Annotated in this window: 23 protein-coding genes, 1 other RNA gene and 1 pseudogene; 16 read left to right on the top strand and 9 right to left on the bottom strand. The window is 74.6% G+C overall.

The window, feature by feature from the left end:
* Positions 1-6 precede the first annotated feature (6 nt).
* Positions 7-768 (bottom strand): sulfite exporter TauE/SafE family protein, encoded by a 762-nt coding sequence (locus EV376_RS28095; RefSeq protein ID WP_130328127.1) that lies wholly within the window; start codon positions 766-768, stop codon positions 7-9.
* A 126-nt stretch (positions 769-894) separates the two neighbouring features.
* Between EV376_RS28095 and rnpB the strand changes: the two genes are divergently transcribed.
* The 7 genes from rnpB to EV376_RS28060 all read left to right on the top strand — a co-directional run bounded on the left by rnpB (position 895) and on the right by EV376_RS28060 (position 6132).
* Positions 895-1307: RNase P RNA component class A (rnpB, locus tag EV376_RS28090), an RNA gene on the top strand.
* A gap of 167 nt (positions 1308-1474) precedes the next feature.
* Positions 1475-2176, top strand: a complete 702-nt coding sequence (locus EV376_RS28085) for a DUF4386 domain-containing protein (protein WP_130328126.1) — start codon at positions 1475-1477, stop codon at positions 2174-2176.
* A 69-nt stretch (positions 2177-2245) separates the two neighbouring features.
* Entirely contained in the window at positions 2246-2725 is a 480-nt protein-coding gene (locus tag EV376_RS28080) for a GNAT family N-acetyltransferase (protein WP_486482828.1), read from the top strand.
* A 212-nt stretch (positions 2726-2937) separates the two neighbouring features.
* Positions 2938-4167 carry a GAF domain-containing SpoIIE family protein phosphatase gene (locus tag EV376_RS28075; protein ID WP_130328125.1) on the top strand — a complete coding sequence of 410 codons (1230 nt, stop codon included), beginning with the start codon at positions 2938-2940 and terminating at the stop codon, positions 4165-4167.
* 52 nt (positions 4168-4219) lie between these two features.
* A complete protein-coding gene (locus tag EV376_RS28070) occupies positions 4220-4600 on the top strand; it encodes a VOC family protein (protein ID WP_130328124.1) in 381 nt (126 codons plus the stop codon).
* A 136-nt stretch (positions 4601-4736) separates the two neighbouring features.
* Entirely contained in the window at positions 4737-5603 is an 867-nt protein-coding gene (locus EV376_RS28065) for an AraC family transcriptional regulator (protein ID WP_130328123.1), read from the top strand.
* A 55-nt stretch (positions 5604-5658) separates the two neighbouring features.
* Positions 5659-6132 carry a hypothetical protein gene (locus EV376_RS28060; protein WP_130328122.1) on the top strand — a complete coding sequence of 158 codons (474 nt, stop codon included), beginning with the start codon at positions 5659-5661 and terminating at the stop codon, positions 6130-6132.
* Positions 6133-6221: 89 nt separating this feature from the next.
* Here the strand turns inward: EV376_RS28060 and EV376_RS28055 are convergent, their stop codons facing one another.
* Both EV376_RS28055 and EV376_RS28050 read right to left on the bottom strand, forming a co-directional pair.
* Entirely contained in the window at positions 6222-7010 is a 789-nt protein-coding gene (locus tag EV376_RS28055; RefSeq protein ID WP_130328121.1) for a nucleotidyltransferase domain-containing protein, read from the bottom strand.
* Position 7011: 1 nt separating this feature from the next.
* A complete protein-coding gene (locus EV376_RS28050) occupies positions 7012-7497 on the bottom strand; it encodes an NUDIX hydrolase (protein ID WP_130328120.1) in 486 nt (161 codons plus the stop codon).
* Positions 7498-7685: 188 nt separating this feature from the next.
* On the opposite strand from EV376_RS28050, the gene EV376_RS28045 reads away from it, so the two are divergent.
* The 4 genes from EV376_RS28045 to npdG all read left to right on the top strand — a co-directional run bounded on the left by EV376_RS28045 (position 7686) and on the right by npdG (position 11124).
* Positions 7686-7889, top strand: coding sequence for a hypothetical protein (locus EV376_RS28045; RefSeq protein ID WP_207228456.1), 204 nt, complete (start codon positions 7686-7688; stop codon positions 7887-7889).
* A gap of 77 nt (positions 7890-7966) precedes the next feature.
* Positions 7967-8767 carry a histone gene (locus tag EV376_RS28040; protein ID WP_486482827.1) on the top strand — a complete coding sequence of 267 codons (801 nt, stop codon included), beginning with the start codon at positions 7967-7969 and terminating at the stop codon, positions 8765-8767.
* Positions 8768-8842: 75 nt separating this feature from the next.
* Positions 8843-10273 (top strand): RNB domain-containing ribonuclease, encoded by a 1431-nt coding sequence (locus EV376_RS28035; RefSeq protein ID WP_130328117.1) that lies wholly within the window; start codon positions 8843-8845, stop codon positions 10271-10273.
* A 152-nt stretch (positions 10274-10425) separates the two neighbouring features.
* Positions 10426-11124: an NADPH-dependent F420 reductase gene (gene npdG / locus EV376_RS28030; RefSeq protein ID WP_130328116.1), complete on the top strand. Its 699-nt coding sequence runs from the start codon at positions 10426-10428 to the stop codon at positions 11122-11124.
* 157 nt (positions 11125-11281) lie between these two features.
* Here npdG and EV376_RS28025 read toward each other — a convergent pair whose 3' ends face one another.
* The 4 genes from EV376_RS28025 to EV376_RS28005 form a co-directional block, all read right to left on the bottom strand.
* Positions 11282-11941 carry a class I SAM-dependent methyltransferase gene (locus tag EV376_RS28025; protein ID WP_130328115.1) on the bottom strand — a complete coding sequence of 220 codons (660 nt, stop codon included), beginning with the start codon at positions 11939-11941 and terminating at the stop codon, positions 11282-11284.
* 165 nt (positions 11942-12106) lie between these two features.
* A complete protein-coding gene (locus tag EV376_RS28015; RefSeq protein WP_486482826.1) occupies positions 12107-13753 on the bottom strand; it encodes an HNH endonuclease signature motif containing protein in 1647 nt (548 codons plus the stop codon).
* 617 nt (positions 13754-14370) lie between these two features.
* Complete coding sequence (panB, locus tag EV376_RS28010) at positions 14371-15216, bottom strand: 3-methyl-2-oxobutanoate hydroxymethyltransferase (protein WP_130328114.1); 846 nt, start codon at positions 15214-15216, stop codon at positions 14371-14373.
* Positions 15217-15368: 152 nt separating this feature from the next.
* A complete protein-coding gene (locus tag EV376_RS28005; RefSeq protein WP_130328113.1) occupies positions 15369-17129 on the bottom strand; it encodes an NAD+ synthase in 1761 nt (586 codons plus the stop codon).
* Between the two features lie 212 nt (positions 17130-17341).
* Here EV376_RS28005 and glnA point away from each other — a divergent pair, with 212 nt between their 5' ends.
* A complete protein-coding gene (gene glnA, locus EV376_RS28000) occupies positions 17342-18691 on the top strand; it encodes a type I glutamate--ammonia ligase (protein WP_130328112.1) in 1350 nt (449 codons plus the stop codon).
* A 92-nt stretch (positions 18692-18783) separates the two neighbouring features.
* A complete protein-coding gene (locus tag EV376_RS27995) occupies positions 18784-19209 on the top strand; it encodes a DUF350 domain-containing protein (RefSeq protein ID WP_130328111.1) in 426 nt (141 codons plus the stop codon).
* A 96-nt stretch (positions 19210-19305) separates the two neighbouring features.
* Here EV376_RS27995 and EV376_RS31145 read toward each other — a convergent pair.
* Positions 19306-19813, bottom strand: a pseudogene (locus EV376_RS31145) (hypothetical protein).
* A gap of 205 nt (positions 19814-20018) precedes the next feature.
* On the opposite strand from EV376_RS31145, the gene EV376_RS27985 reads away from it, so the two are divergent.
* On the top strand, positions 20019-20885 hold the full coding sequence (locus EV376_RS27985) for a virginiamycin B lyase family protein (RefSeq protein WP_165438132.1): 867 nt from the start codon (positions 20019-20021) through the stop codon (positions 20883-20885).
* A gap of 3 nt (positions 20886-20888) precedes the next feature.
* On the opposite strand, the gene EV376_RS27980 is transcribed toward EV376_RS27985, so the two are convergent.
* Positions 20889-21818 carry an LD-carboxypeptidase gene (locus EV376_RS27980; protein ID WP_130328110.1) on the bottom strand — a complete coding sequence of 310 codons (930 nt, stop codon included), beginning with the start codon at positions 21816-21818 and terminating at the stop codon, positions 20889-20891.
* Positions 21819-21871: 53 nt separating this feature from the next.
* Between EV376_RS27980 and EV376_RS27975 the strand changes: the two genes are divergently transcribed.
* Positions 21872-22639: a type 1 glutamine amidotransferase gene (locus EV376_RS27975; protein WP_130328109.1), complete on the top strand. Its 768-nt coding sequence runs from the start codon at positions 21872-21874 to the stop codon at positions 22637-22639.
* A complete protein-coding gene (locus EV376_RS27970) occupies positions 22636-25779 on the top strand; it encodes a bifunctional [glutamine synthetase] adenylyltransferase/[glutamine synthetase]-adenylyl-L-tyrosine phosphorylase (RefSeq protein ID WP_130328108.1) in 3144 nt (1047 codons plus the stop codon). Before EV376_RS27975 ends, EV376_RS27970 begins: the two co-directional genes overlap by 4 nt.
* Position 25780: the final 1 nt, after the last annotated feature.

Genomic DNA, 25780 nt, shown 5'->3' with positions numbered 1-25780 from the left:
ACCCGGTCAGCCCACGGCACGCCAGAGCAGGTACAGGCCGATCACCGTGCCGAACGCGACGATCACCGTCTTGAGCACCAGCGACGGCAGCCGGCGGACCAGCCGCGCGCCCGCGTACCCGCCGACCAGCGTCGCGGGCGCGACCAGCGCGACCGCCGCCCAGTTCACCGGCCCGAACAGCGCGAACACCACCAGCGTGGTGAGCCCGACCACCGTCGACAGCAGGTTCTTGATCGCGCTGACCTGCGCCAGCGTCGCGTCCAGCACCAGCGCCAGGCCCGCCACCAGCATCACCCCGAGCGCCGCGCCGAAGTAGCCGCCGTACACCGCGCCGAGCGCGACCATGGCCTGCAGCGAGACGGTACGGCGGCGCGGCGGCAGGTCCCGGGGGTGCCCGACCAACCGGCGCAGCGGATCCTGGAAGGCCAGCACCGCCGTGGCGCCGAGCACCAGGAACGGTACGACCAGCTCGAACGCCCGCGCGGGCGTGGCCAGCAGCAGCGCCGCCCCGGCCATCGTGCCGAGGACGGTCGTGGGCACCAGGGTGGCCAGCGTGCGCCGGGGCGGCAGGTCCTGGTGGCTGCCCGCGACGCTCGCCACGTACCCCGGAAAGACCGCCACCGAATTGCTCACGTTCGCCGGGACCGGCGGCAGCCCGGCGGCGATCATCGCCGGAAACGTGATGAGGGAGCCCCCACCGGCCACCGCGTTGACCGTGCCCGCGGCCAGACCGGCGACGACGAGCAGGGCGGCGTCGGCGATGTGCATGATCAGGTCAGGCTAGTACGCCCGCCGACCGGCCGCCTCGGCGCCGTGCGCCGCCCGGTGGCCGCCGGGTGGCTCGGGGCGGAAATGGACGGCACCGCCACATCGTTAGGATGAGAGCGCGACGGACGAGTCGACCGGGCGGTCGCGTCGGCGGGCTCCGGCCCGCCGCCGAGGAACGTCCGGACTCCACAGGGCAGGGTGGTTGCTAACGGCAACCCGGGGTGACCCGCGGGACAGTGCCACAGAAAACAGACCGCCGGCCCCATCGGGGACGGTAAGGGTGAAACGGTGGGGTAAGAGCCCACCAGCACCCCGGGTGACCGGGGTGGCTCGGTAAACCCCACCCGGAGCAAGGCCAAGAAGGGTCGTTCCCCCGCTAGGAGGCGATCCGCGCAGACGCTCGAGGGCTGCCCGCCCGATGTCTGCGGGTAGGCCGCTGGAGCCTGTCGGTGACGGCAGGCCGAGATGGATGACCGCCGCCGGCGCGGCCTTCGGGTACGCGCCGGGCACAGAATCCGGCGTACAGGTCGACTCGTCCGTCGCCCACCGGGTCGCAGCCTCGATCACGGCTGCGACCACCGGGTCCATCCCGGGTCAGATCCACGCCGCGAGGATTGCCCGAGTGGCCGATTCGCTGTCGCACCGATCCGCAGGAGGGTGACGGCATGACCGTCATCGATTGAACGACAGCGCCGAAAGGACCCCGGTGGACTCTCTGCGGAGGACCGCGCTGGTCGCGGGCACGTTCTACCTGCTCACCTTCGTCTCGATCCCGGCCGCCGCCCTGTACGGTCCGATGCACGACGCGGACTACATCGTCACCACCTCGGAAACCCCGGTCCTCATCGGTGGCGTCCTCGAGGTGATCGTCGCCCTCGCCTGCATCGGCACCGCCGTCGTGCTGTACCCGGTGGTCAAGCGGCAGGGCGAAGCCCGGGCGCTGGGCTTCGTCTGCGCCCGGGTGCTCGAAGCCACCAGCATCTTCGTCGGCGTCGCGAGCCTCCTGACCCTGGTGGCCCTGCGGCAGGACGGAGCCGGAGCAGATGCGTTGGCGACCGGCCAGGCGCTGGTCGCCTTCTATGACTCGGTCTTCCTTCTCAGCCAGGGCTTCATCCCGGCGGTGAACGCCGTGTTGCTGGGTTCCCTGCTCTACCAGTCACGCCTCGTGCCGCGGGTCCTTCCGGTGCTCGGGCTCGTCGGGGCGCCCCTGCTCGTCGTTTCCGACGCCGGCGCGCTGTTCGGCCTCTGGGACCGACTGTCGCCGGTGACGGCGGTCGCGGTTCTCCCCATCGCAGTGTGGGAGTTCGCGCTGGGGGTCTACCTGATCGTCAACGGCTTCCGGCCCTCCCCGATCACCGCGGGACCGGTCGACGCCAGCCCTCGGCCCGTCGAAGGTGCCGCCGCCTGACCGTCGAGGACCAATCTGCCCACTCCGCTCGGCTTGCCGGCCGTGCGCAACCGGTGCGAGCATCGCCGGGTGCCTGACGTGATCACCCGCACCATGACTCAAGCCGAGTTCGACAGCTGGCAGCGGGCTGTCGCCCGCCAGTTCGCCGACGAGCAGGTCGCCGCCGGCGTCTGGTCGGCGGACGAGGCGTTCGAACTCGCCCTTCAGGGCAATCGGGCGCTGTTGCCGAACGGACTCGCCACGCCGGGCATGTTGCTGCTCAGGGGGCTGCGGGAGGACCGGACGCCGATCGGACGGCTGTGGATCGGCCTCGTCCACCCTCGCGCCGTACCGGGCTGCGCTTTCTTGTACGACATCGAGGTGGACCAGGAATACCGGGGACTGGGCTACGGCCGCGCGCTGCTGCGGACCGGCGAGGTTGTCGCAAGGGAGCACGGGGCCGAGCAGATCGAGTTGAACGTCTTCGGTAGCAACACCACCGCCGTCCAGCTCTACGCCAGCTCGGGCTATCAGGTTGTCACCCAGCAGATGCGGAAGCGCCTCCCTTAGCGGCGGCGACCACCGGCGGCGACCAGCGGCGGCGGCCGCTCGTTTCTGCTGCCTTCAGCCGGCAGGTCCCGTCCGATCCCGCCCCGCCGGCGTGCCCGGTCCCCCGGCAACAGCGGTCTGCTGTTCCGGAATCCGGTTTCGTCCCTGATTGGGCTCATTTTCTCCGACTGCCGGGGTTCGGGAAGTTGCCCGGACGCAACTAAGATCCTGGAGTGGTCCGTGCCGAGGTACTGAGAGACGAGCAGCGATTACGCCGCATCGAGGCGGTGACCGATGCCACGCTGTCTCGGCTCGACGTCGCGGACCTCTTCGACGAACTCCTCGACCGGGTGCGCGATCTGCTGCAGGTCGACACCGCGGCCATCCTCCTGCTCGACGCGCCAGCCCAGCAACTCGTCGCCACCGCCGCCAAGGGGCTGGAGGAGGAGGTCCGCCAGCGCTTCCGGGTCTCCGTCGGGCACGGCTTCGCCGGCCAGGTCGCGCTCACCAGACGGCCGGTGATCATCCCGGACGTGGCGCCGGGCAGCGTGGTCAACCCGCTGCTGTTCCAGATCGGCGTCCGCTCCCTGCTGGGCGTGCCGATCGTGGCGGCCGGGGACCTGGTCGGCGTCCTGCACGTCGGCAGCCTCACGCCGCGCCGGTTCTCGGACGACGACGTCCGCCTGCTGGAACTGGCCGCCGACCGGGTGGGCCTCGCCAGCAGCGCTCGCGCCAACACCCTGGATCGCTCCGCCGCGCTGGCGCTGCAACGGAGCCTCATCCCCACCGGGCTGCCCCGGGTGCCGGGGCTGGAGATGACCGGCCGTTACGTCCCGGGCCACGCCTCCGGGGTGGGCGGCGACTGGTACGACGTCTTCACCCTTCCCTCCGGCTGGCTGGGCGTGGTGGTCGGCGACGTGTCCGGGCACGGGCTGCAGTCGGCGGTGGTCATGGGACGGGTTCGCAGCGCGCTGCGCGCGTACGCCCTCATCTGCGACGACCCGGCGGAGGCACTGACCCTCCTGGACCGCAAGGTGGTCCACTTCGAGGCCGGCAACCTCACCACCGCGCTGTACGCGATGGTCTCCCCGGACGGCGCGACGGTGCGCGTCTCGCTGGCCGGACACCCGCGGCCGGTGCTGGCCCTGCCGGATCAGCCGGCCACCGTGCTCTCCCTGCACATCGACCCTCCGCTCGGCGCCGGCCGCCGGCAACCGCCACGGCGCACCACCACGGTCGACTTCCCGACCGGTGCGGTCCTCGTCGCCTACACCGACGGGCTCGTCGAACGCCGTGGTGAACTGTTCGACGCCGGGCTGACGCGACTGATGGAGGCGGTGACGCCGGCACCCGTCGACGCCGTCGCCACGTCCGTCATGGCGACCCTGGGCGCCGAGGACCCGGCCGACGACGTCGCCCTGCTGGCGATCCGCCGGACGTCGGCCGCGACCGCCTCGGGCTGACCGTTCGCTCGCCGGTTCCCGGGGCCGCCACACCCCCGGCTAGGCTGCGTCGATGCACCGCAGCCGCCGCTACGCCCTGATCATCGACGCGCCGCAGGACGAGGCGGCCGCCGCCACCGCGTTCTGGGCGGCCGCGCTCGGCGCCACCCCCGAGCCGTACGCGCCGGCGCCACAGTTCACCAGTCTGCACGGCGCGCTGCCCGGCCTGGTCGCCGCCGTCCAGTCGGTCGACGACGCACCCCGGTTCCACCTGGACATCGAGACCGACGACGTCGAGGCGGAGACGGCCCGGCTGATCGCGCTCGGCGCCGCACCGGTGGCGCGCTGGCAGGAGTGCCGGGTGCTGCGCGCACCGGGCGGACACCTGCTCTGCGTGCTGCCGGTGGAGAGCGCCCCGGAGGTCTTCGACGCCGAGGCGAAGACCTGGCCGTGAGGCCGGCGCGGCAGCCCCGCACCGCGGGCCGGTCCGCCGTGCGCCGGCGCGGCACCCGACCGGATCGGGCACGGCTTGTCGGGTCGAGGGTGCCGGCCCGGCCCTAGCGTTGTCGGCGCAAGGGAAGGAGACCCGGGTGCTGGAACGGCTCAACCAGGTCATGGAGCACATCGAGCGGCAGCTCGACCGACCGGTCGACGTGGCCGAGCTGGCGCGGATCGCCGCGACGTCGGAGTACCACCTCCGGCGGCTGTTCTCCGCGCTGGCCGGGATCGGCCTGTCCGAGTACGTCCGGCGCCGGCGGCTGACCGTCGCCGCGGCGGAGGTGCTCGCGGGGGAACGCACGCTGCTCGACATCGCGGTCCGGCACGGGTACGGCTCGACCGAGGCGTTCGCCCGGGCGTTCCAGGCGATGCACGGCGTGGGCCCCGGCGAGGCCCGGCGTACGGGGGCGACCCTGCGCGCCCAGCCCCGGATGTCCTTCCGTCTCACCGTCGAAGGGAGCAGCAGCATGGAGTACCGGATCGTCGAGAAGGACGGCTTCCACCTGGTGGGCCGGCGCGCCCGGGTGCCGCTGGTGCACGAGGGGATGAACCCGGCGATCGTCGAGTTCGTCAAGAGCATCGACAAGGCGACGGTGGCCCGCATCGAGGCGCTGTCCGACCAGGAGCCCCGCGGCATCGTCAACGTCAGCGACAAGGTCGCCGAGGGCTACGAGGAGGGCACCGAGCTGGACTACTGGCACGGCGTGGTGACCGGCTCGGACGTACCGGAGGACCTCGACGCGATGGCGGTCCCGGCCGGCACCTGGGCGGTCTTCACCGTCTCGGGGCCGTTCCCGCAGGCCGTGCAGTACCTGTGGCGGGACGTCTTCACCCAGTGGTTCCCGTCCAACCCGTACCGCAGCCGTCCGGGACCGCAGATCTCCCGCAGCCGGATCTCGGCCGACGGGGCGACCGCGGACGCGGAGCTGTGGATCCCGGTGGAGCGGGTTCCGGCCTGACGAGCGGCACGGGCGCCGCCCCACCCCTATGTAGAGTTCGGATATAGTCCCGCCCGTGCGGATGACCATTCCGGTCGCTCGGGTGCTCCCGGCCGGCGCGCCCGCACTGGTCGCCTGGCTGGCCGGCCTCGCCCTGGTGCTGCGTGCCGTCGGGGCGCTCGCCGGGACGGGACGGGTCCGGGCCGCCTGGGCCGTTGGGCTGCTCGGCGCGTTCGCGGTCGCCGACCTCGCGGTGGTGCTGGCGGTGCTGAACGCCGTCCCGACCGGCCCGGACACCATCCTCGACGGCGTGCCGCAGGGCGACACCGTCGACCCGGTCTCGGCGCCGCTGTGGCTGCTGATCTCGTGGACCGACTCGGCGCTGGGCCTGCCCCGGCCGACCGGTCCCGAGGTCTTCCGGATCACCGACGTCGTGGTGCCGTTGCCGCACTTCTACCTGGCCGTCACGCCGTACGCGCTGGCGTGGACGGTCCGGGCTACCCGCGCGCGCCCCGCGACCGCTCCCACCTTGGCGGTCGAGTCGCGCTGACGACGCCGCGCCGGGTGCCGTAGGCGGTTCCCCCGGCCCGACGGACGCCGGGTTCGCCGCCCGGCCCGGCCCGACGGCCGCGCGGGCCGTCAGCCGGCCGCTATCTCGGCCAGCACCCGGCGCTGGAAGGCCTGTGCCTCCGGACCGCGCGGGGGTTCACCTCCGTGCCGGGCGGCGACGGACCGCTCCAGCAGCTCCGCGATCCACGGCTCGCCCTGCGCGGTTCCGTTCGCGGCGAGCCGCCGCCCGGCGTCCGCCTTCGACAGCCACACGCCGTGCCGGAACCGCACCAGCGCCCGGGCCGCCCCCAGCACCGCGTCCTCCGCGCCGGGCGCCGGCGTGGCACCGGGCGGGACCGGCCGGTCGAGCCACCAGGTGAGCGCGTCGACGAGCAGCCGGCGCAGGTCGACGGGGGAGAGGTCGGCGAAGGCCTCACCGGCCGGCGGCCCGAGCAGCGCGTGTCCGCGCTGGTGCAGGATGCTGCGGTCCAGGCCGTACCAGAAGTGGCCGTCGGCGACCGGCCGGTCCGCCGGGTCGTAGGTCGCCCGGAACGCCATCCGGGCCCCGGTGTTCAGTTCGAGCTCGAAGCCGGGTCCCGGGGTGCCCGACCGGGCGACGTCCCGCCGGTAGACCACCAGCTCCAGGCCCCGTGCCGGGCACGGCAACATCTCGTGCCGCAGCCGTGCCACCAGTGCCCGCTTGGTTTCCCCGGCGAGGGCACCCGCGGTGACCAGGGCGACGTCGACGTCGCTGCGGCCCGCCAGGTACGCGCCCAGCCCGACCGAGCCGGCCGCGTACACCCCGACCAGCCCGTCACCGAGTACACCGCGCGCGCCGGCGACCAGCGCGGTCAGGTAGCGGTTGACGTCGGTGTCCACGTCACTCCCACACCGCGCCGGCGGGCAGGAAGCCGGCCGCCGGATCGTCGGCCAGGGCGTGCCGGATGACCAGGCGGGCGTGCCGATCCAGCTCGGGCAACCGGTCCGGCGCGAACCACCCCACGGCCACCGACTCGTCGTCGTTGACCCGAGCGACGCCGCCGGCCACCCGGCACCGGAAGCCGAGGTTGACGTACTCGCACCGGTCCCCGTTGGGATAGGTGTGCGGGTGCACGAGCACACTGCTCAGCCGGAGCGGCTCGACGTCCAGCCCGGTCTCCTCGCGGACCTCGCGGACGATGGCCGTGGCGGGCTGCTCGCCCGGTTCGAGGATGCCGCTGACGACCGACCAGCGCGCGTCGTCGGTACGTTGCCCGAGCAGCAGCTCGCCCGCGTCGTCGACGATGACCGCGCTGACGCTCGGCAGCAGGAGCAGGTCGTTGCCCACCCGTGCGCGCAACCGCCGGATGTACTCGGGAACAGGCACCCGGCGACCCTAACCGCGTTCACCGGGCCGACCCCCGACGCACTGTCCGCCGCCACCCCGGCTGGCCCTTCGGTGGCTGTTTTCGCTGTTCGTGCCACCTGCGGCCGGAAGCACGTCTACTGTGGAGATCATCGGCGACTTGCGGTGTTCCGATGGCGGCCGGGTGGATCGCGGGGCACAGTGATCCCATGAGCGACAGCGGAAGCGGGAGCCACTACTACTGGTGCACCCGACACCACCGGGTCGAGACCGACGCCGACGTGTGCCCCGCCCGGCACGTTCTCGGGCCGTACGCCTCAGCCGCCGACGCGGAGAACGCGCTGCAGCAGGTGCGGGAGCGCAACGAAGCGTGGGAAGCCGAGGACGCCCGCTGGGCCGGGGAGGACAGATAGGCGGCGCGGGACGGCCCGCGCCGAGGCACTCCGTGCTCCGCGAGGGCGAGAGCACGGCCCCCAAGGAGGGAACCGAGATGGCCGAAGCACAGCAGGCCACCCGCCCGGCCCGTCGTACCACCGCGAAGAGGACCGCCGCGGCGGAGCGCACCGCGGGGGCGACGCGGACGGCGCGTACGTCGTCGACCGCGGCCAGGAAGGCGCCGGCGCAGAAGGCGGCCGGCGGGGCCGGTCGGGCCCCGGCGAAGAAGACCACCACCGCGAAGAAGGCGCCCGCCAAGAAGGCCGGGGCCACGGCGAAGAAGACGACCGCAGCGGCGAAGAAGGCGCCCGCCAAGACGACCGCGGCGGCGAAGAAGGCGCCCGCCAAGACGACCGCGGCGGCGAAGAAGACCACGGCGGCGGCGAAGAAGACGACCGCGAAGAAGACGACGTCCGCACGGACTCCGGTCCGCAAGGCGGCGACGAAGGCGACCACCACGGCGCGGAAGGCACCGGCGAAGACCTCGACCGCGGCCCGGAAGGTCACCTCGGCCGCGAAGAAGACCGCCACCACGGCCAAGCAGACCGCGAAGAAGGCCCCCGCGAAGAAGGCGCCGGCCAAGAAGGCACCGGCCAGGAAGGCTCCCGCGACCCGCCCGGCCGCCACCGCCCGGACCGCCGCGGTGAAGAAGGCGCCCGCGAAGAAGGCCACCGCGAAGAAGACCACCGCCAGGAAGACGACGACGGCGGCCACGAAGGCGCCGGCGCGTAAGACCGCCGCGGCGAAGGCCACGCCCCGCAAGGCCACCGCCCGCAAGGCGCCCGCGCGAACGGCCGCCGCCCGGTCGACCACCACCAGGGGTACGCGGGCCGTGGCCCGCAAGGCGGCCGGCTGACCCCGGGTCCGGCCGGCCCTCCGACCGCCTCCCGGCGGGGAGCGGATCGCCCGGTGCGCTGTCAGGATGGACGCCGTGGTGATCCGACGCGTCCTCGCGCCCCGCATCGACTTCCGCGCGCTGCGCCGCGCACTGGAACTCCCCGACGGGTTCCCGGCCGGGGCGCAGCGCGAGGCGGACCTCGCCGCCGCCGATCCGCCCAGACCTTCGGTAGACCGCACCGACGTCCCGTTCGTCACGATCGACCCCGCCGGCTCGCGGGACCTCGACCAGGCGATGCACCTCGCGCGCCGTCCGGGCGGCGGCTTCCGGCTGACGTACGCGATCGCGGACGTCGCCGCCCACGTCGCGCCCGGCGGCGCGCTGGAGCAGGAGACGTGGCACCGGGGGCAGACGGTGTACCTGCCCGACGGCAACGTGCCGCTGCACCCGGAGTCGCTCAGCGAGGCCGCCGCCAGCCTGCTGCCCGACGTCGACCGGGCGGCCGTCGTGTGGACGATCGACCTCGACGGTGACGGCGCGACCACCGCCGTCCGGCTGGAGCGGGCCCTGGTACGCAGCCGGGCTCAGCTCGACTACACCGGTGCGCAGGCGGCCGCCGACGCCGGCCGGCTGCCCGAGCCCATCGCTCTGCTGCCCGAGATCGGCGCCCTGCTCACCGCGCGCGGCCTGCGCCGGGGCGCGATCAACCTGCCCCTGCCGGAGCAGGACGTGGAGCCCGACGGCGACGGTTGGCGGCTGGTGCTGCGTGGACCGCTGCCGTTGGAGGAGCACAACGCGCAGGTCTCGCTGCTGACCGGAATGGCGGCCGCGGACCTCATGCTCGCCGGACGGGTCGGCCTGCTGCGGACGATGCCCGCACCGAAACCGGAGGCGGTGGAGCGGCTGCGGGCCGCGGCCGCCCCGCTCGGCGTGCACTGGCCGGACGAGGCCGGCCCCGGCGAGGTGATCGCCGGGCTGGACCCGACACGTCCCCGGGCCGCCGCCTTCGTCGACCAGGCCGCCGAACTGATGCGCGGCGCCGCGTACACCGCCTTCGACGGCGCCCTTCCGGAGCGGCCCGGGCACGGCGGGGTCGCGGCCGCGTACGCCCATGTCACGGCGCCGCTGCGACGCCTGGCCGACCGGTACGCCACCGAGGTCTGCCTGGCTCTGCACGACGGCCGCGACGTGCCCGAGTGGGCACGGGCCGCGCTGCCCCGGCTGCCGCAGGTGATGGCCGCGACCGACCGCACGGCCTCGGCCGCCACCCGGGGCGCGATCGAACTCGCCGAGGCGGTGCTGTTGGAGCACCGCGTCGGGGAGACGTTCGACGCGGCGGTGCTGGACGTCGACGCCCCGCCGAACGGGCGCTCCCGCCCCCGACCGCCGGGCGGGACGGTGGCTCTGGACGACCCGCCGGTACGGGCCCGCTGCGTCGGTGACCTGCCGCTCGGCGAGCGGGTCCGCGTCCGCCTGGTCACCGCCGACCCGACCACCCGGACGGTGACGTTCGAACGCGCCTGACCGCCATCGGACGAGGCCGACGCGGGTGGCGGCGGTGCTGCCGGACGCCGCGGCGCGCACGGCGATCGGCCGTGAGGTGCAGTACCGGGCAGCGGCGATTGTCACAGCGTCGGCCGCTGCTGTGGGACGGCCGTGTTTGCGAGGATGTGCCCATGGCTTACGACGCGAGCAACCTGCCCGACGTGTCCGGGCTCACCGTCGGCATCATCGGCGGCACCGGCGACCAGGGGCGGGGCCTCGCCTACCGGTTCGCCCGCGCCGGCCAGACCGTGCTGATCGGGTCCCGGTCCGCCGAGCGGGCGGCCCAGTCCGCCGAGGAGATCGCGGCCCTGCCGGGCGTGCCCGCCGGGGCGGCCGTGACCGGCGCCGGCAACGAGGAGGTCGCCCGGCGCAGCGACGTGGTCATCATCGCGGTCCCATGGGACGGCCACGCGGCCACCGTAGCGGCGCTCGCCGGGCCACTCGCCGGCAAGATCGTCGTCGACTGTGTGAACCCGCTCGGCTTCGACAAGCAGGGCCCGTACCCGCTGACCGTCGAGGAGGGCAGCGCCGTCCAGCAGGCCGCCGCCCTGCTGCCGGACTCCCGGGTGTGCGCCGCGTTCAACCACGTCAGCGCTCCGCTGCTGGCCGATCCGGAGGTCGACCGGATCGAGCTCGACGTGCTCATCTGCACCGAGGAGCGGGAACTGGTCGACATCGTCGGGGCCCTCGCCGCCCGCATCCCCGGCATGCGTGGCATCTACGCCGGCCGGCTCCGCAACGCCCACCAGGTCGAGGCGCTCACCGCCAACCTGATCGCCATCAACAAGCGCTACAAGGCCCACGCCGGAATCCGGGTCACCGACCTCTGACCGTGCGAACGTCCTAGCTGGCGGCCGCCCGATCCGATCCTGTCGGCGCCGCTCCGCGGTTCACGCGCGGGCCGCGGTTCACGCGGCGGGCCGTGCGGGCTAGTGGCGGGTTGCGGGTTCACGCGGCGCCCGTGCGGGCTCGCGGCGGGCTGCGGGTTCACGCGGTGTTCGCGGCGAGCCGTCGGGCGATCAGGATTGCCTGCGGGGTCGGTTCCGTTCCCTCGGCCTCCTTCACCACGGTCGCCCACATCTCGAAGCCCGCGTCGCGCAGCAGGTCGGTCACCTCGTCGGGTTGCTGCCGGTACGAGTCGAGGTCGATCGCCTTGCCGAAGGCCTCGTTCCGGTGGCGCCGTTCATCGCCGACCTGGAAGACGAGCATCAGTTGCCCGCCGGGCGCGAGCACCCGGTGGAACTCGGCGAGGACCGCGGGCCGTCGGTCCCACGGGACGTGGATGAGCGAGTAGTACGCGAGCAGCCCGCCGAGGGACGCGTCCGGAAGATCAAGCGCGAGCATCGACCCCACCTCGAACCGCAGGTGTGGATAGGTACGGCGGGCCAGGGCGACCATCGCGGGGGAGAGGTCCACACCGAACGCCTCCAGGCCCAGTTCATGCAGCAGGATGGTGACCCGACCCGGACCGCACCCCACGTCGGCGATCGGGCCGCAACCGTTGGCGCGGACCAACTCGGCGAAGGCGGCCAGCATCGCCCGGTCCAGCGGCCGGCGATCCAGTTCGGTGCCGAGCGCCTCGGCGTACTCGACGGCCATCGCGTCATAGGAGTTGCGGGTGGCGTCGAGGAAGCCGGCGTCCGACATGGTGGCGGAGGATAACCGTCGGCGCTCTGGTGCCGGGGTCGTGGACGGGGCCGCTGGCGTTCGCGGTGACGACCTACCGCCCCGGTTGCGCAGTCAGGTCAGCTTCCGCCGCCGATCGGTCCGGATCGGCGCGAGCACGCAGGGTTGTTCCGGATCGGCTACTGGTCACGGTGGTCGGGAGGCGACTCGCGTCCGGGTCGGAGGACGCGCGGCGGACCGGGTTGCGGCCAACGCCCTCGCCCGGCCGGCGGCGGCCGGCGCAGTTGTCGCGACCGTGGTGACGCTGCCGGTGGTGGCAGTGCCGGTGGCGCTGCCGGTGGTGGCGCTCCCCGTGGTGGCCCTGCCAGTGGCGACGGCGGCGGCCGGCGCAGTTGTCGTGACCGTGGTGACGTTGCCGGTGGTGGCGCTCCCCGTGGTGGCCCTGCCAGTGGCGGCGGCGGTGGCGACGCTGGCGGTGGTGGCGGTGCCGGTGGTGGCGGTGCCGGTGGTGGCGGTGGTGGCGGTGCCGGTGGTGGCGGTGGTGGCGGTGCCGGTGGTGGTCGTGGAGTTCCGCGCTTGTTCGTGTGCCTGTCGGTGGCAGTGGTTGCGGCGGGGGCGGCGTTCGGGGTCGAGCCAGGCAGGTGGGAGGAATTCGGGTAGGCCGTCGGTGCCGAGGCGGACCTGCCAGTGGTGGTGGTGGATTTGGCGGTGGTGGTGGCGGCAGAGCAGGACGGCGTTGGTGAGGCTGGTTGTGCCGCCGTCGGACCAGTGGTGGAGGTGGTGGCCTTCGCACCAGCGGGGTGGGCGGTCGCAGCCGGGGAAGGCGCAGCCGCGGTCGCGTAGGACGAGCGCGCGGCGTAGCGGGCCGGTGATGAGGCGGCGCTGCCGGCCGACGTCGAGGACTTGCCCGGCGCTGCCGAGGACGGCCGGGAGGATGGCGGCGTCGCAGGCCATTCGGCGGACCGTCGCGGGACTGAGGGCCGGGCCGGTGTCGAGGGTGCCGGCGGTGAGTTGACGGGTGAGGGTGTCGTAGGTGGTGGTGACGACGAGCTGGGCGGGGTCGCCGCCGTGGTCGGGGAGGTCGCCGGTGCGTAGGGCGAGGCGGCAGAGGCCGGTGAGGGCGTCGTGGCGGCGTTGGCCGGGGCTGCGGGTGTCGTCGTGGCCGGATGGTTTTGTGAGTGGGTCGATGGCGGCGCGGAGCAGGGCGGCGGTTTCGGTGTCGAGGCTGCCGGTGAGGCGGAGTCGACCGTCCTGGAGGTTGGAGAGGGTGAGGTGGCGGTCCCGGTCCTTGGTGGTTTCGTCGGCCCGTAGCGCCCGTTCGGTGGCGGCGTCGGCGACGTCGGGGGCGACGTGGTCGAGGATTCGGGTGCCGAGTCGGCGCAGCAGCGTGGCGTCGAACTGGCCGGCCCAGTCGATGAGGAGGTCGAGGGCCTGGTCGGCAGCGTCCGGGTCGGCTTGGGCGCGGACGGTGGCGGTGGTTTCGGCGATGACGCGGGCCTGTTCGCTGTCGAGGAGACCGTCGGCGAGGGCCCGGCGTAGCGCGATCGGCTGGGCGTCGACGGCGGCGGCGAGGGTGACGAGGCGGCGGGCGGCGGGAACGGTGAGCCGCAGCCGGTCGCGTAGCCACACCGCGGTCGAGGTCGCCCCCTGGGCCGTCGCGGTGCTCCGTCCGTCCAGCTCGCGGACCAGCGCCAGCTTCAGCGCGACGAGCCGTTGCTCCAGCCGGTGCGCGGCGTCGAGGGCGTCGATGAGCTGCGTCTCGGGCATCGCCCAGACGGCCGCGTCGGCGCAGGGCCGGGTCACCGCCTCCGCTTGCGCAAGCTCCTCCAACACACGATCACGCTAGAACACGTGTACGACACTTTCGCCCGCGGCGTGTCGCAGCCGGCCGTCCGCGTGCCGATGTCTTGTCGGCCCGCCAGCCCGCCAGCCCGCCAGCCCGCCAGCCCGCCAGCCCGCCAGCCCGCCAGCCCGCCGGCCCGCCAGGCGGCGGTCGGCAGGCCCGGCGGCCGACGAGCGACGGCCGAACGAGTGGTGGTCGGGTGGGTGATGGCCGAGGCGGTCGGGGGGCGCGGGTGGCGGCCCGACGAGCGACGGCGCGACGGGTGGCGGTCGGGCGGGTGATGGCCGGGCAAGTGGCTGCCCGACGAGCAGCGGCCTGACAGGCGATGGCCCGGGTGGGGTCGCGGTCGGGCGGGTGGCGGCCCGACGAGGGGCGGCGCGACGAGGGACGGCCGGGCGGGTAGCGGCCGGACGAGCGACGGCCCGACGGGTGGTGGCCGGGCGGGTAGTGGCCGGCCGGGCGGTTGGCGGCCGGGCGAGTGGGCCTGCGAGCAACGGCCCGACGGATGCCGGCTGCCGAGCGACGATCCAGCGCACGACGCCGATCCACCGGACGACGGCCTACCGATCGGCAGGCCGTCGGCCGGGCTGTGTCGGAGGCCGGGTAATCAGAAGGTGTGTTCGGGGCCGGGGAATTCGCCGTCCCGGACCTCGTCGGCGAAGCGGCGGGTCGCCTCGTCGAGCGTGCCGGCTAGGTCGGCGTACCGCTTGACGAAGCGCGGAGCCTTGCCGGTGCGCAGGCCGGCCATGTCCTGCCAGACCAGCACCTGGGCGTCGGTGTCCGGGCCGGCGCCGATGCCGACCGTCGGGATGTGCAGCTCGGCGGTGATCCGCTTGGCCACCTCGCCGGGCACCATCTCCAGCACCACGGCGAAGGCCCCCGCCTCGGCCACCGCGCGGGCGTCGGCGATCACCTCGTCGGCGGCGTCGCCGCGGCCCTGGACCCGGTAGCCGCCCAGCGTGTGCTCGCTCTGCGGGGTGAAGCCGATGTGCGCCATCACCGGGATGCCGGCACCGACGATCGCGGCGATCTGGTCGGCGCAGCGGCGCCCGCCCTCCAGCTTCACCGCGTGGCAGCCGCCGTCCTTCATGAACCGGACGGCGGTACGCAGGGCCTGCGCCGGCCCCTCCTCGTACGAGCCGAACGGCAGGTCACCGACGACCAGCGTGTGCCGGGTGGCCCGGACCACGGCCCGGACCAGCGGCAGCAGCTCCTCGACGGTGACCGGCAGGGTGGTCTCGTAGCCGTAGACGTTGTTCGCGGCCGAGTCGCCGACCAGCAGCACCGGAATGCCGGCGGCGTCGAAGATCGCCGCCGTGTACTGGTCGTACGACGTGAGCATCGGCCACCGCTCGCCGCGCTCCTTGGCGGCGATGAGGTCGCGGGTGCGGACCCGTCGGGTCGCCGGCCCGCCGTAGAGGGCGGTCACCTCGGGCGGGGTGGACTCCACCATGGTTCTCTCCTTCCTCGAGGCCGCGTGCGCGGTCCCCGGGTTCCTCCGCGATCGTCGCACCGGGGCGACGGCTGTCGGCAGAGGTCAGTGGAAGATCTCACTCCCGCCCCGCGAGCGCCGGCGGCGCGACGGCAGCCGGGCTCGCGGGTATCTCAGCCGTCCTCCCGCCAGCGGTTGGTGATCGGTAGCCGGCGGTCCCGACCGAACGCCTTCATCGAGATCTTCGTGCCGGGAGCGGACTGGCGTCGCTTGTACTCGGCGGTATCCACCATCCGCAGCACCCGGTCGACGATCGCCGGGTCGTGGCCGGACTTGACGAGCCCGTCCCGCCCGAGGTCGCCGTCGACGTACCCGATGAGGATCGGGTCGAGCACGTCGTAGTCGGGCAGCGTGTCGCTGTCCAACTGGCCGGGGCTCAGTTCGGCCGACGGCGGCTTGCCGATCGAGCTCTCCGGGATGGGCGGGGTCTCGCCCCGCCGGGTCGCGTCGGCGTTGCGCCACTTGGCCAGCCGCCAGATGAGCGTCTTCCAGACGTCCTTGACGGGGTTGAACCCGCCGACCGAGTCGCCGTACAGGGTGGAGTAGCCGACCGCCAGCTCGCTCTTGTTGCCGGTGGTCAGCACCAGGTGGCCCTCCTGGTTCGACAGGGCCATGAGAATCACTCCGCGGACCCGCGCCTGCAGGTTCTCCACCGAGATGCCGGAGAGCGACATGTTGGCCAGGAACGTGTCGACCATCGGCTGGATCGGCTCGACCCGGTAGTCCAGCCCGGTGCGCTTGGCCAGCTCCGCCGCGTCGTCGCGGGAGTGCTCGGAGGAGTGCTGGCTCGGCATGGACACACCGACCACCCGCTCGTGGCCGAGCGCGTCGACCGCGAGGGCCGCGACGACCGCCGAGTCGATGCCGCCGGAGAGGCCGAGCACCACCGACGGGAACCGGTTCTTGTTCACGTAGTCGCGCAGGCCCAGCACCAGCGCCTGCCACACCTCGGCCTCGTCGGCAACGGGCTCGATGACGCCGCCGGCCGCCGCCGGGCCGGTGGGGGCCGCCGGCACCGATCCGACGGTACGCCGGACCACCCGCAGCCCGTCGGCCAGCTCGATGTCGTCGTCGGGCCGGTGCGCGGCCTCGGGCAGGTCCACGTCGTGCACCAGCAGGTGCTCGACGAACTGCGGCGCCCGGGCGAGCAGTCTCCCGTCCGCCGTCACGATCATCGAGTCGCCCTCGAAGACCAGCTCGTCCTGGCCGCCGATCATGTTGACGTACGCGATGGTGGCCCCGGCCTCGGCGGCCCGGCGGCGGACCAGCGGCAGCCGGACGTCGTCCTTGTTCAGCTCGTACGGCGAGCCGTTGATGTTCAGGACCAGGCCGACGCCGGCCTGCCGGGCGGCGGCGAACGGGCCCCCGGCCTGCCACAGGTCCTCGCAGATCGTCAGCGCCACGTCCACCCCGCCGATCCGCACCACGGTCAGCATGTCGCCCGGGACGAAGTAGCGATCCTCGTCGAAGACGCCGTAGTTCGGCAGGTGGTGCTTGAAGTAGGTGGCGGCGACCGCCCCGCCGTGCAGCAGGGCCGCCGCGTTGCGCGCGCCGCGGCCCGGTTCGGCGTCGCCGCTGACCTGCGGCGGGCCGTCCGCGTCCAGATAGCCGACCAGCACCGGCAGGTCGCCGAGGCCGTCCGCGGCGAGATCGGCCGCGAGCCGCTCCAGCGCCGCCCTCGACGCGGCCACGAAGGACCGGCGGAACACCAGGTCCTCGACCGGGTAGCCGGTCAGCATCAGCTCCGGGAACGCGACCACCTGGGCGCCGGCGTCGGCGGCGCGGCGGGTCCACGAGCGGACCGTCCCGGCGTTGCCGGCGAGGTCGCCGACGGTCGGGTTGACCTGGCAGAGGGCGAGACGCAGGGTGGGCATGCCCTCATCTTGCCCCAGCCGGTGGGGGCCGACACGCCGGCGGCGGGGAGATGGCGAGCACCCCCGGCGGTCGTGCCGTGGCGGGGTGGGACAGGGCGGGACGCGCGCCGGGCGGTCGCGTAACGTCGGCGTAACGGGGCCGGTGGAGACTGGTCGGTCAAGCCGGGTCGGCTCCGGGCCGAAGGCGGACAACAGTGTCGCGAGGGGTGGAAGTGGACCGTCAGCAGGAGTTCGTCCTCCGTACGCTGGAAGAGCGGGACATCCGGTTCGTCCGGCTGTGGTTCACCGACGTGCTGGGCACGCTCAAGAGCGTGTCGGTGGCCCCCGCCGAGCTGGAGGCGGCCTTCGAGGAGGGCATCGGGTTCGACGGCTCGGCGATCGAGGGCTTCGCCCGGGTCTTCGAGTCCGACATGGTGGCCATGCCGGACCCGACCACGTTCCAGGTCTTCCCGTTCGAGGGCGGGGTCAGCGGCGAGAGCGCGCGGATGTTCTGCGACATCCTGCTCCCCGACGGCAGCCCGTCCTGGGCCGACCCGCGGCACGTCCTGCGCCGGGCGCTGTCGAAGGCCGCCGAGAAGGGCTTCACCTTCTACACCCACCCGGAGATCGAGTTCTTCCTGCTGGAGAACGGGCCGATGGACGGCTCGGTGCCGGTCCCGGTCGACACCGGCGGCTACTTCGAGCACACCACCCACGCGGTCGCCCGGGACTTCCGCCGGCAGGCCGTGCTCGCCCTGGAGCGGATCGGCATCTCGGTGGAGTACAGCCACCACGAGGTGGCCCCCGGCCAGCAGGAGATCGACCTGCGGTACGCGGACGCGCTCACCACCGCCGACAACATCATGACGTTCCGCCACGTGGTGAAGGAGGTGGCGCTCTCCACCGGCGTGCAGGCCACCTTCATGCCCAAGCCGTTCACCGACCAGCCGGGCAGCGGGATGCACACCCACCTGTCGCTGTTCGAGGGTGAGCGCAACGCGTTCCACGACGCCGGCGACCCGATGAAGCTGTCCAAGGTGGCCCGTGCGTTCATCGCCGGCCTGCTGGCCCACGCCCGGGAGTACACCGCGGTCACCAACCAGTGGGTCAACTCGTACAAGCGGCTGTTCCCGCAGGCCCTGCCGGACCGGGTGACCGAGAGCCCGGCGTACGTCTGCTGGGGTCACCTCAACCGGTCCGCGCTGGTCCGGGTCCCCGCCTACGGCAAGCCGAACTCGGCCCGCGTCGAGGTCCGCTCGCCGGACTCGGCCGCCAACCCGTACCTGGCCTTCGCGGTGCTGCTCGGCGCCGGGCTCAAGGGCATCGAGGAGGGGTACGAGCTGCCGCCGGGCGCCGAGGACGACGTGTGGTCGCTGACCAGCGCCGAGCGGCGCGCGATGGGGTACGAGCCGCTGCCGGAGAACCTCTCCGAGGCGATCGACGTGATGGCCGGCTCCGAGTTGGTCGCCGAGGTGCTCGGCGAGCACGTCTTCGACTTCTTCCTGCGCAACAAGCGGGCCGAGTGGGAGCAGTACCGCCGCGAGGTCACCCCGTACGAGCGGCAGCGCTACCTGTCGCTCTGATCGGGGGATCGTCGGCCCGGCGCGGTGCCGATATCGTCTCGATCACCGCGCCCGCACCCCTGGCGGGCGCCGGAGGTCTGGAGGCGGTACGGGTGCTGGAGGATCTGCTCAGCGGTGCCTGGCAGAGCATCGTGTTCGGGGTGGTCGGGGTCGGTCTGCTGGCGGCCGGGTTCGGCCTGGTCGACCTGCTCACCCCCGGCCGGCTGCGGGAGCTGATCTGGGCCCGGCGCAACGGCAACGCGGCGCTGCTGCTGACCGCCAACCAGCTCGGCATCGCGGCCATCGTGTTCACCGCGATCCTCACCAGCTACAGCGACTTCGCCAAGGGGCTGGCGTCGACAGTGGTGTTCGGCCTGATCGGGCTCGGCATCATGGCGCTGGCGTTCGTCGTGCTCGACCTGCTCACCCCGGGCCGGCTGGGCGAGATCATCTGCTCGGACGAGCCGCACCCGGCGGCCCGGGTCAGCGCGGCCACGCACTTCGGGGCCGCGCTGATCGTCTGCGCCTGCATCGCCTGACGGCTCCGCGTCGTCCCGGGAAACGCCGACGGCCCGTACCTCGGCAGACCCCGCGCCGCCCGCCCCGGCCGTGACACCGGGGCGGGCGGCGTCCGGTCACCTGCCGCCGAAGCCGCCCGGGCCGCCGAAGCCGCCCGGGCCGCGGTGGTCGCCGTGGCCGAACGGGCCCGGGAAGACCCCGGCCTCGACCGCGGCGATGATCGCGTCGGCCTGCTCGGGGGAGCTTGCCGTCCTCGACCGCCCGGTCCAGCCGTTCCGTCAGCGCGGCCCGCCGGTCGGCGGCGTCCGGCCGCTCGGGCCGGTCGGCCTTGCGCTGCTCGCGCAGCTTCTCCAGCGCGGCGGTCACCTTCCCGGCGTCGACGCCCAGCTCCGCGGCGAGCGCCTCGGCGAACTCGGCCTGCCGGTCGGCCCGCCGCCGCTCCCGGTCGGTGCCCTCGCTGGTGCCGGCGCTCGGGGCCGGTGCGGCGTTCTCGGCGGCCGGCGCGACGGTCGGCGTGGCGTTGTCGGCGGCCGGCGCGACGGTCGGCGCGGCGACCCCGACGCCGAGCACACCCGCCGCGGCGAGCCCGACCAGCAGGTGCTTCTTGCGAATCGTGCGGGACATGTCGTCCTCCAACGTGGTGGTGCGATGACGCCACCGACGGTGACCGCGGTGGCTGGAGGCGACCCGTGGCGAGCCTGTGCGCGGGCTGGCAATCCGCGTCCGGACGGCGACGCCGAGCCCGGCCGGCGGGCGAAAGCGGTTGCGTCGGTGCGGCACGGCGGCGAGGGTGGGCGGTCGGCAGCCGATCGACGGAGAGGTGGTACCCGTGCCGATTCGCGAGCTCCCGCTGACCGGGCCGGGCGACGGCCCGTACGCGATCACGGTCGGGCCGGACGAGGCGCTGTGGGTGACGCTGGTGCACGCCGGCGCGGTGGCCCGGGTGGGCGCGGACGGCGACGTCCGGACGTACCCGGTGGCCGACGGCAGCCGGCCGCTCGCCGTCGTCACCGGCCCGGACGGCGCGCTGTGGTTCACCCGCTCCGGCGACGACCGGATCGGCCGGCTCACCCCGGCCGGGGAGCAGAGCAGCGTCGTGCTCCGGGCGGGCACCGGCCCGTGCGGCATCGCCGCCGGTCCCGACGGGGCCCTCTGGTACGCGGGGATGACCGCCGCCACGGTGGGCCGGGTCACCCTCGACGGCGCGGTGACCGAGTTCCCGCTGCCGGCCGACAGCCTCCCCTCGATGCTGGCCGCCGGGCCGGACGCACTGTGGTGCACGCTCAACCGGGCGAACGCGCTCGCCCGGGTGGCGCCCGACGGCGGCGTCACCGTCCACCCGCTGCCCACCGAGGGCGCCGGGCCGGTGGGCGTCACCTGCGACCGGGACGGCGCGGTCTGGTTCGTGGAGATCCTCGCCGGCCAGCTCGGGCGGATCACGCCGGACGGCCGGGTCGAGGAGTTCCCGCTGCCCGACCGGGCCGCCCGGCCGCACGCCATCGTGGCCGACCCGGCGGGCGGCTGCTGGTTCACCGAATGGGGCGGCAACCGGATCGGCCGCGTCGACCCGGGCGGGCGCGTCGAGACGTACGACCTGCCGACCCCGGGCAGTGAACCGCACGGCCTCGCCGTCGCCCCGGACGGCACGGTCTGGGCCGCCCTCGAGACGGGTGCGCTGGCGCGGCTGACCCGCTGACGGTCAGCGGACCGCCGGGGCGACGGTGAGGGTGCCGGCGTCCGCGTCGAGCACCGCCTCGGTACCGACCGGGACGGTGAGCTGCCCGGCCCCGTGGCCGATCGGCAGGCCGCCCAGGACCGGTACGCCCAGGTCGCCGAGCCGCTCGCGCAGGACGTCCGCGACGTCCACCGCCCACCCGTCGGCGCACTCGGTGAACTGCCCGACCGCCACCCCGGCCACTCCGGCCAGCACGCCGGCCCGGCGCAGCTGGGTGAGCATCCGGTCGATCTTGTACGGCGGCTCCTGCACCTCCTCGACGAGCAGCACCGCACCGGTCAGGTCCGGCATGTCCGCCGTGCCGAGCGACGCCACGATCAGGCAGAGGTTGCCGCCGAGCAGGCGGCCGGTGGCCCGGCCGGGCAGCCGGACGCCGTAGGTCTCCTCGCCGTCGCGGGCCGCCACGGTCACCGGCTCGGTGGTCATCAGCGCCGCGTGCAGGGACTGCGCCGAGTCCAGCGTCGTCCGCTCGTCCCGCCAGGCCGCCCCGGGCCCGTGCACCCCGGCCAGCCGGGCGCCCCGCCAGAGCGCGAACTGCAGGGCGGTGATGTCCGAGAAGCCGGCCACCACCTTCGGATCCCGGCGTACGGCGGCCATGTCGATCGCGTCGACCACCCGCTGGGCCCCGTAGCCGCCGCGGGTGCAGATGATCCCCCGGACGTCCGGGTCGGCGAAGGCCGCGTTCAGGTCGGCCGCCCGCTGCCCGTCCGAGCCGGCCAGGTAGCCCTCGCGGGCGTACGCGTTCGGGGCGGGTACCGGCCGCAGGCCCCAACCGGTGAGCAGCTCGACGCCCCGGGCGACCCGCTCCGGCCGGGTGGGCCCGGACGGCGAGACCAGCATGACGGTGTCACCCGGGCGCAGCGCCGGGGGACGGAGGACCTCGTCGGTGATCACAGGGGCCGAGCCTAACCAGCTCTCCGCCGGCCGTACGGGATAGCCTCGACGTCGTGGCAACCGCGCTGGTGATCGAGAACGACCCGACCGACGACGTGCGCCGGCTGGGGGAGTGGCTGACCGAGGCCGGCCTGGAGTTGTGGGTGGTCCGCCCGCACGCCGGCGACGAGCTGCCCGCCGACCTGGACGGGTGGTCGGCGCTGATCGTGCTGGGCGGCGAGCAGCAGGCGTACCCGCAGCCCGACGGCTCGCCCGGGGCGCCCTGGTTCCCCCGGGTCGAGGCGCTGCTGCGCAAGGCCGTCCGGTACCGGGTGCCGACCCTGGGCGTCTGCCTCGGCGCGCAACTGCTGGCCACGGCGCACGCCGGCACGGTCGAGCGCAGCCCGTCCGGTCCGGAGGTCGGCCCCGGGGTGGTGGGCCGCCGCGACGCCGCCGAGAAGGATCCGCTCTTCCGGTACGTCCCGCTGATCCCGGACGTGCTCCAGTGGCACTCCGACGAGATCACCGAGCTGCCCGCCGGCGCGACCCTCCTGGCCGCCTCCACGCGCTACCCGCATCAGGCGTTCCGCGTCGGCGACCGGGCGTGGGGCCTGCAGTTCCACATCGAGTGCGACACCGCCATGATCGCCGACTGGGCCAGCGACTCGACGCTCCTCGCCGACCTGGGTTACGACCCGGAGGTGGTGGTGGCCGCGTGCGACGCGGTGATGGGCGACGTCGAGGAGGTGTGGCAGCCCTTCGCGGCGCGCTTCGCCGCCCTGGCCCTCGGCGAGTTGGACGAGGGCACCCGCCGCAGCCTGCCCCTGCTCGGGCACGGATGAGCCGGCCGACCAGAGCCGCGGGGCGGCTGGCCCGCTACGGCTTCGGCACCGGTGACGGCGGCGCCCGCGCCGCCGACCTGCTCGGCCCCGAGGGCCTGGGCCTGTGGCGGCCGGACACGCAGGAACCCGTCGACGAGCCGGCCGGGGAGCTGCTCGCCGCGCTGTCCCGGGCCGCCGATCCGGACCTGGCGCTGCGCCAGCTCCACCGGCTGGTGGAGGCCGAGCGCCGGGCGACCGGCACCGGCAACGGCACACCGGCGCGGGTCGACGGGGTACCGGCGGCGCGCGGTCCGGCCGCCGGTGGGTCCGGTCCGGCGGGCGGCGGCGCACCGGGCGGCCCGCCGGATGGGTCGGCTCCCGCGCCGACCGGGATCGGTGCGGGATCGGCGTTGCTCGCCGCGTTGCACGACGACCCGGGGCTGCGCCGACGCCTGGTCGCCGTGCTGGGCGCCTCCTCGGCCCTCGGCGACCACCTCGTCGCCAACCCGGACCAGTGGGCATCCCTGCGGACCGCCCCGGACGGGCTGGCGCCAGCCGCCGACGGGCAGCTCCACCTGACCGGCGCGGGACAGCCGGTGGCGGAACTGCGGTCGGCGTACCGCCTGGCGTTGCTGCGGATCGCGGCGGCCGACCTGACCGGCGGCCGCGGCCTGGAGCAGACGATGGCCGCGCTCTCCGGGCTGGCCGACGCGACGCTCGCCGCCGCGTACGGGATCGCCGTCGGTGAGCTGCCCGAGGGCACGCCGCGACCGCGGCTGGCCGTGGTGGCGATGGGCAAGTGCGGCGGCGGGGAGCTGAACTACGTCTCCGACGTCGACGTGATCTTCGTCGCCGCGGCGGACGACGACCTCCCGGTGGCGACGACCGTCGCCACCCGGCTGATCCACATCTGCGGGCTGGTCGCGTGGCCGGTCGACGCCGCACTGCGCCCCGAGGGCAACCGGGGCCCCCTGGTGCGTACCCTCGCCAGCCACCTCGCCTACTACCGACGGTGGGCTCGGACCTGGGAGTTCCAGGCGCTGCTGAAGGCCCGGCCGGCGGCGGGGGACCTGGCGCTGGGCCGGGAGTGGATCGACCAGCTGGCGCCGCTGCTCTGGCGGGCCGCCGAGCGGCCGGAGGCGGTCGAGGACGTCCGCGCGATGCGTCGCAAGATCATCGACCACGTTCCGCCGAAGGAGCTGGAGCGCGAGATCAAGCGTGGCCCGGGCGGGCTGCGCGACATCGAGTTCGCGGTGCAGCTGCTGCAACTGGTGCACGGCCGCGGCGACGAGACGCTGCGGGCGCCGGGCACCATCCCGGCGCTGCGGGCGCTGGTCGCCGGCGGCTACGTCGGGCGGGCCGACGGTGAGGCGCTGCTGCGCGGCTACCGGTTCCTGCGGGCTGTCGAGCACCGGCTGCAGTTGCAGGGCCTGCGCCGCACCCACACCGTGCCCACCGACCCGGCGGCGCTGCGCTGGCTGGCCGCCGCGCTCGGCTACGTCGCGACACCCGGTCGCAGCGCCGTCGAGGAGTTCCGGGCCGAGTGGATCGCGCACGCCACCGACGTCCGCCGGCTGCACGCCAAGCTGCTCTACCGGCCGCTGCTGGAGTCCGTCGCCCGGGTGCCCGCCGACGGGCTGCGGCTCACCCCGGAGGCGGCCCGCAACCGGCTGGAGATCCTCGGTTTCGCCGACCCCGCCGGGGCGCTGCGGCACCTCCAGGCCCTCACCGGCGGGGTGAGCCGCACCGCCGCGATCCAGCGCACCCTGCTGCCGGTGCTGCTCAGCGAGTTCGCCGACGCCCCCGAGCCGGACCGCGGCCTGCTCAGCTACCGCCAGGTCTCCGACAAGCTCGGCAGCACGCCGTGGTACCTGCGGCTGCTGCGGGACGAGGGCCCGGTGGCCCGCCGGCTGGCGCGGGTGCTCTCCTCCTCCCGGTACGCGGCCGACCTGCTCGCCCGCGAGCCGGAGGCGCTGCGCCTGCTCGCCGAGGAGAGCGAGCTGACCCCGCGCCCCCGGGACGTGCTCTGCGAGGGGTTCGCGGCGGCCGCCACCCGGCACGCCGACGACCCGGTCGAGGCGACCCGGGCGGTACGCGCGCTGCGCCGGCGGGAGCTGGTCCGCCTCGCCTGCGCCGACGTGCTCAGCCGGGCCGGCTCGCTGGCGCCGTCGCCGCCCCGCGCCGAGGGCCGTGCCGCGCTCGGCCTGGCCGACGTGACCGCGGTCGGCACCGCGCTGGCGGACGTCACCGACGCCACCCTGGCCGCCGCCCTGCGGACCGCCCGCGCGGCCCAGCCGCCGATGCCGGGCCTGCGCTTCGCCGTGATCGGCATGGGCCGGCTCGGCGGGTACGAGTCCAACTACCTCTCCGACGCCGACGTGCTGTTCGTCTACGACCCGCCGGCCGGGGTGAGCGAGAGCGAGGCGAGCGCAGCCGCCCAGGCGATCGCCGAGGAGCTGCGCCGGCTGCTCGGCATGCCCGCGCCGGATCCGCCGCTCGGCGTCGACGCGGACCTGCGTCCCGAGGGCCGGCAGGGCCCCCTGGTGCGCAGTCTCGCCGCGTACGCCCAGTACTACGCCCGCTGGTCGAGGGTGTGGGAGGCGCAGGCGCTGCTGCGTGCCCGCCTGGTCTGCGGCGACGACGACCTGGGTGCCGAGTTCGTCGCGATGGTCGACCCGGTGCGGTACCCGGCGGACGGCCTGACCCGCGAGCAGATCATCGAGATCCGCCGGATCAAGGCCCGGGTGGAGACCGAGCGGATGCCCCGGGGCGCCGACCCGGCCACCCACACGAAGCTGGGCCGGGGCGGCCTGGCCGACGTCGAGTGGGCGGTGCAGCTGCTCCAGCTCCGGCACGCCGGACGGCACCCGGAGCTGCGCGGCACGCGTACGCTCGACGCCCTGGCGGCCGCCCGGGACGCGGGCCTGGTCGACCCGGCGGACGCCGAGGCGATGGCGGCCGGGTGGACGCTCGCCGCGCAGGTCCGCAACGCGCTGATGCTGGTCCGCGGCCGGGCCGGCGACCAACTGCCCCGGCACGGGGTGGAGCTGGCCGGCGTGGTCCGGCTGCTCGGGCGCGACGACCCGGGCGAGTTCCTCGACGAGTACCTGCGCACCGGCCGCCGGTCCCGCGCGGCCATGCAACGCGTGCTCGAGATGTGAG

Source organism: Micromonospora sp. CNZ295, assembly GCF_004217535.1.
This window is presented reverse-complemented; position numbering and strand designations above follow the sequence as displayed.

Bases quoted from the DNA above. Each gene is read 5' to 3' on its own strand.
- EV376_RS28025 (WP_130328115.1), bottom strand. From the start codon at position 11,941: ATGTCGGACGCCGGCTTCCTCGACGCCACCCGCAACTCCTATGACGCG.
- EV376_RS28005 (WP_130328113.1), bottom strand. From the start codon at position 17,129: ATGCCCACCCTGCGTCTCGCCCTCTGCCAGGTCAACCCGACCGTCGGC.
- EV376_RS28070 (WP_130328124.1), top strand. From the start codon at position 4,220: ATGCACCGCAGCCGCCGCTACGCCCTGATCATCGACGCGCCGCAGGAC.
- EV376_RS27970 (WP_130328108.1), top strand. From the start codon at position 22,636: ATGAGCCGGCCGACCAGAGCCGCGGGGCGGCTGGCCCGCTACGGCTTC.
- EV376_RS28045 (WP_207228456.1), top strand. From the start codon at position 7,686: ATGAGCGACAGCGGAAGCGGGAGCCACTACTACTGGTGCACCCGACAC.
- EV376_RS28095 (WP_130328127.1), bottom strand. From the start codon at position 768: ATGCACATCGCCGACGCCGCCCTGCTCGTCGTCGCCGGTCTGGCCGCG.
- npdG (WP_130328116.1), top strand. From the start codon at position 10,426: ATGGCTTACGACGCGAGCAACCTGCCCGACGTGTCCGGGCTCACCGTC.
- EV376_RS28040 (WP_486482827.1), top strand. From the start codon at position 7,967: ATGGCCGAAGCACAGCAGGCCACCCGCCCGGCCCGTCGTACCACCGCG.
- panB (WP_130328114.1), bottom strand. From the start codon at position 15,216: ATGGTGGAGTCCACCCCGCCCGAGGTGACCGCCCTCTACGGCGGGCCG.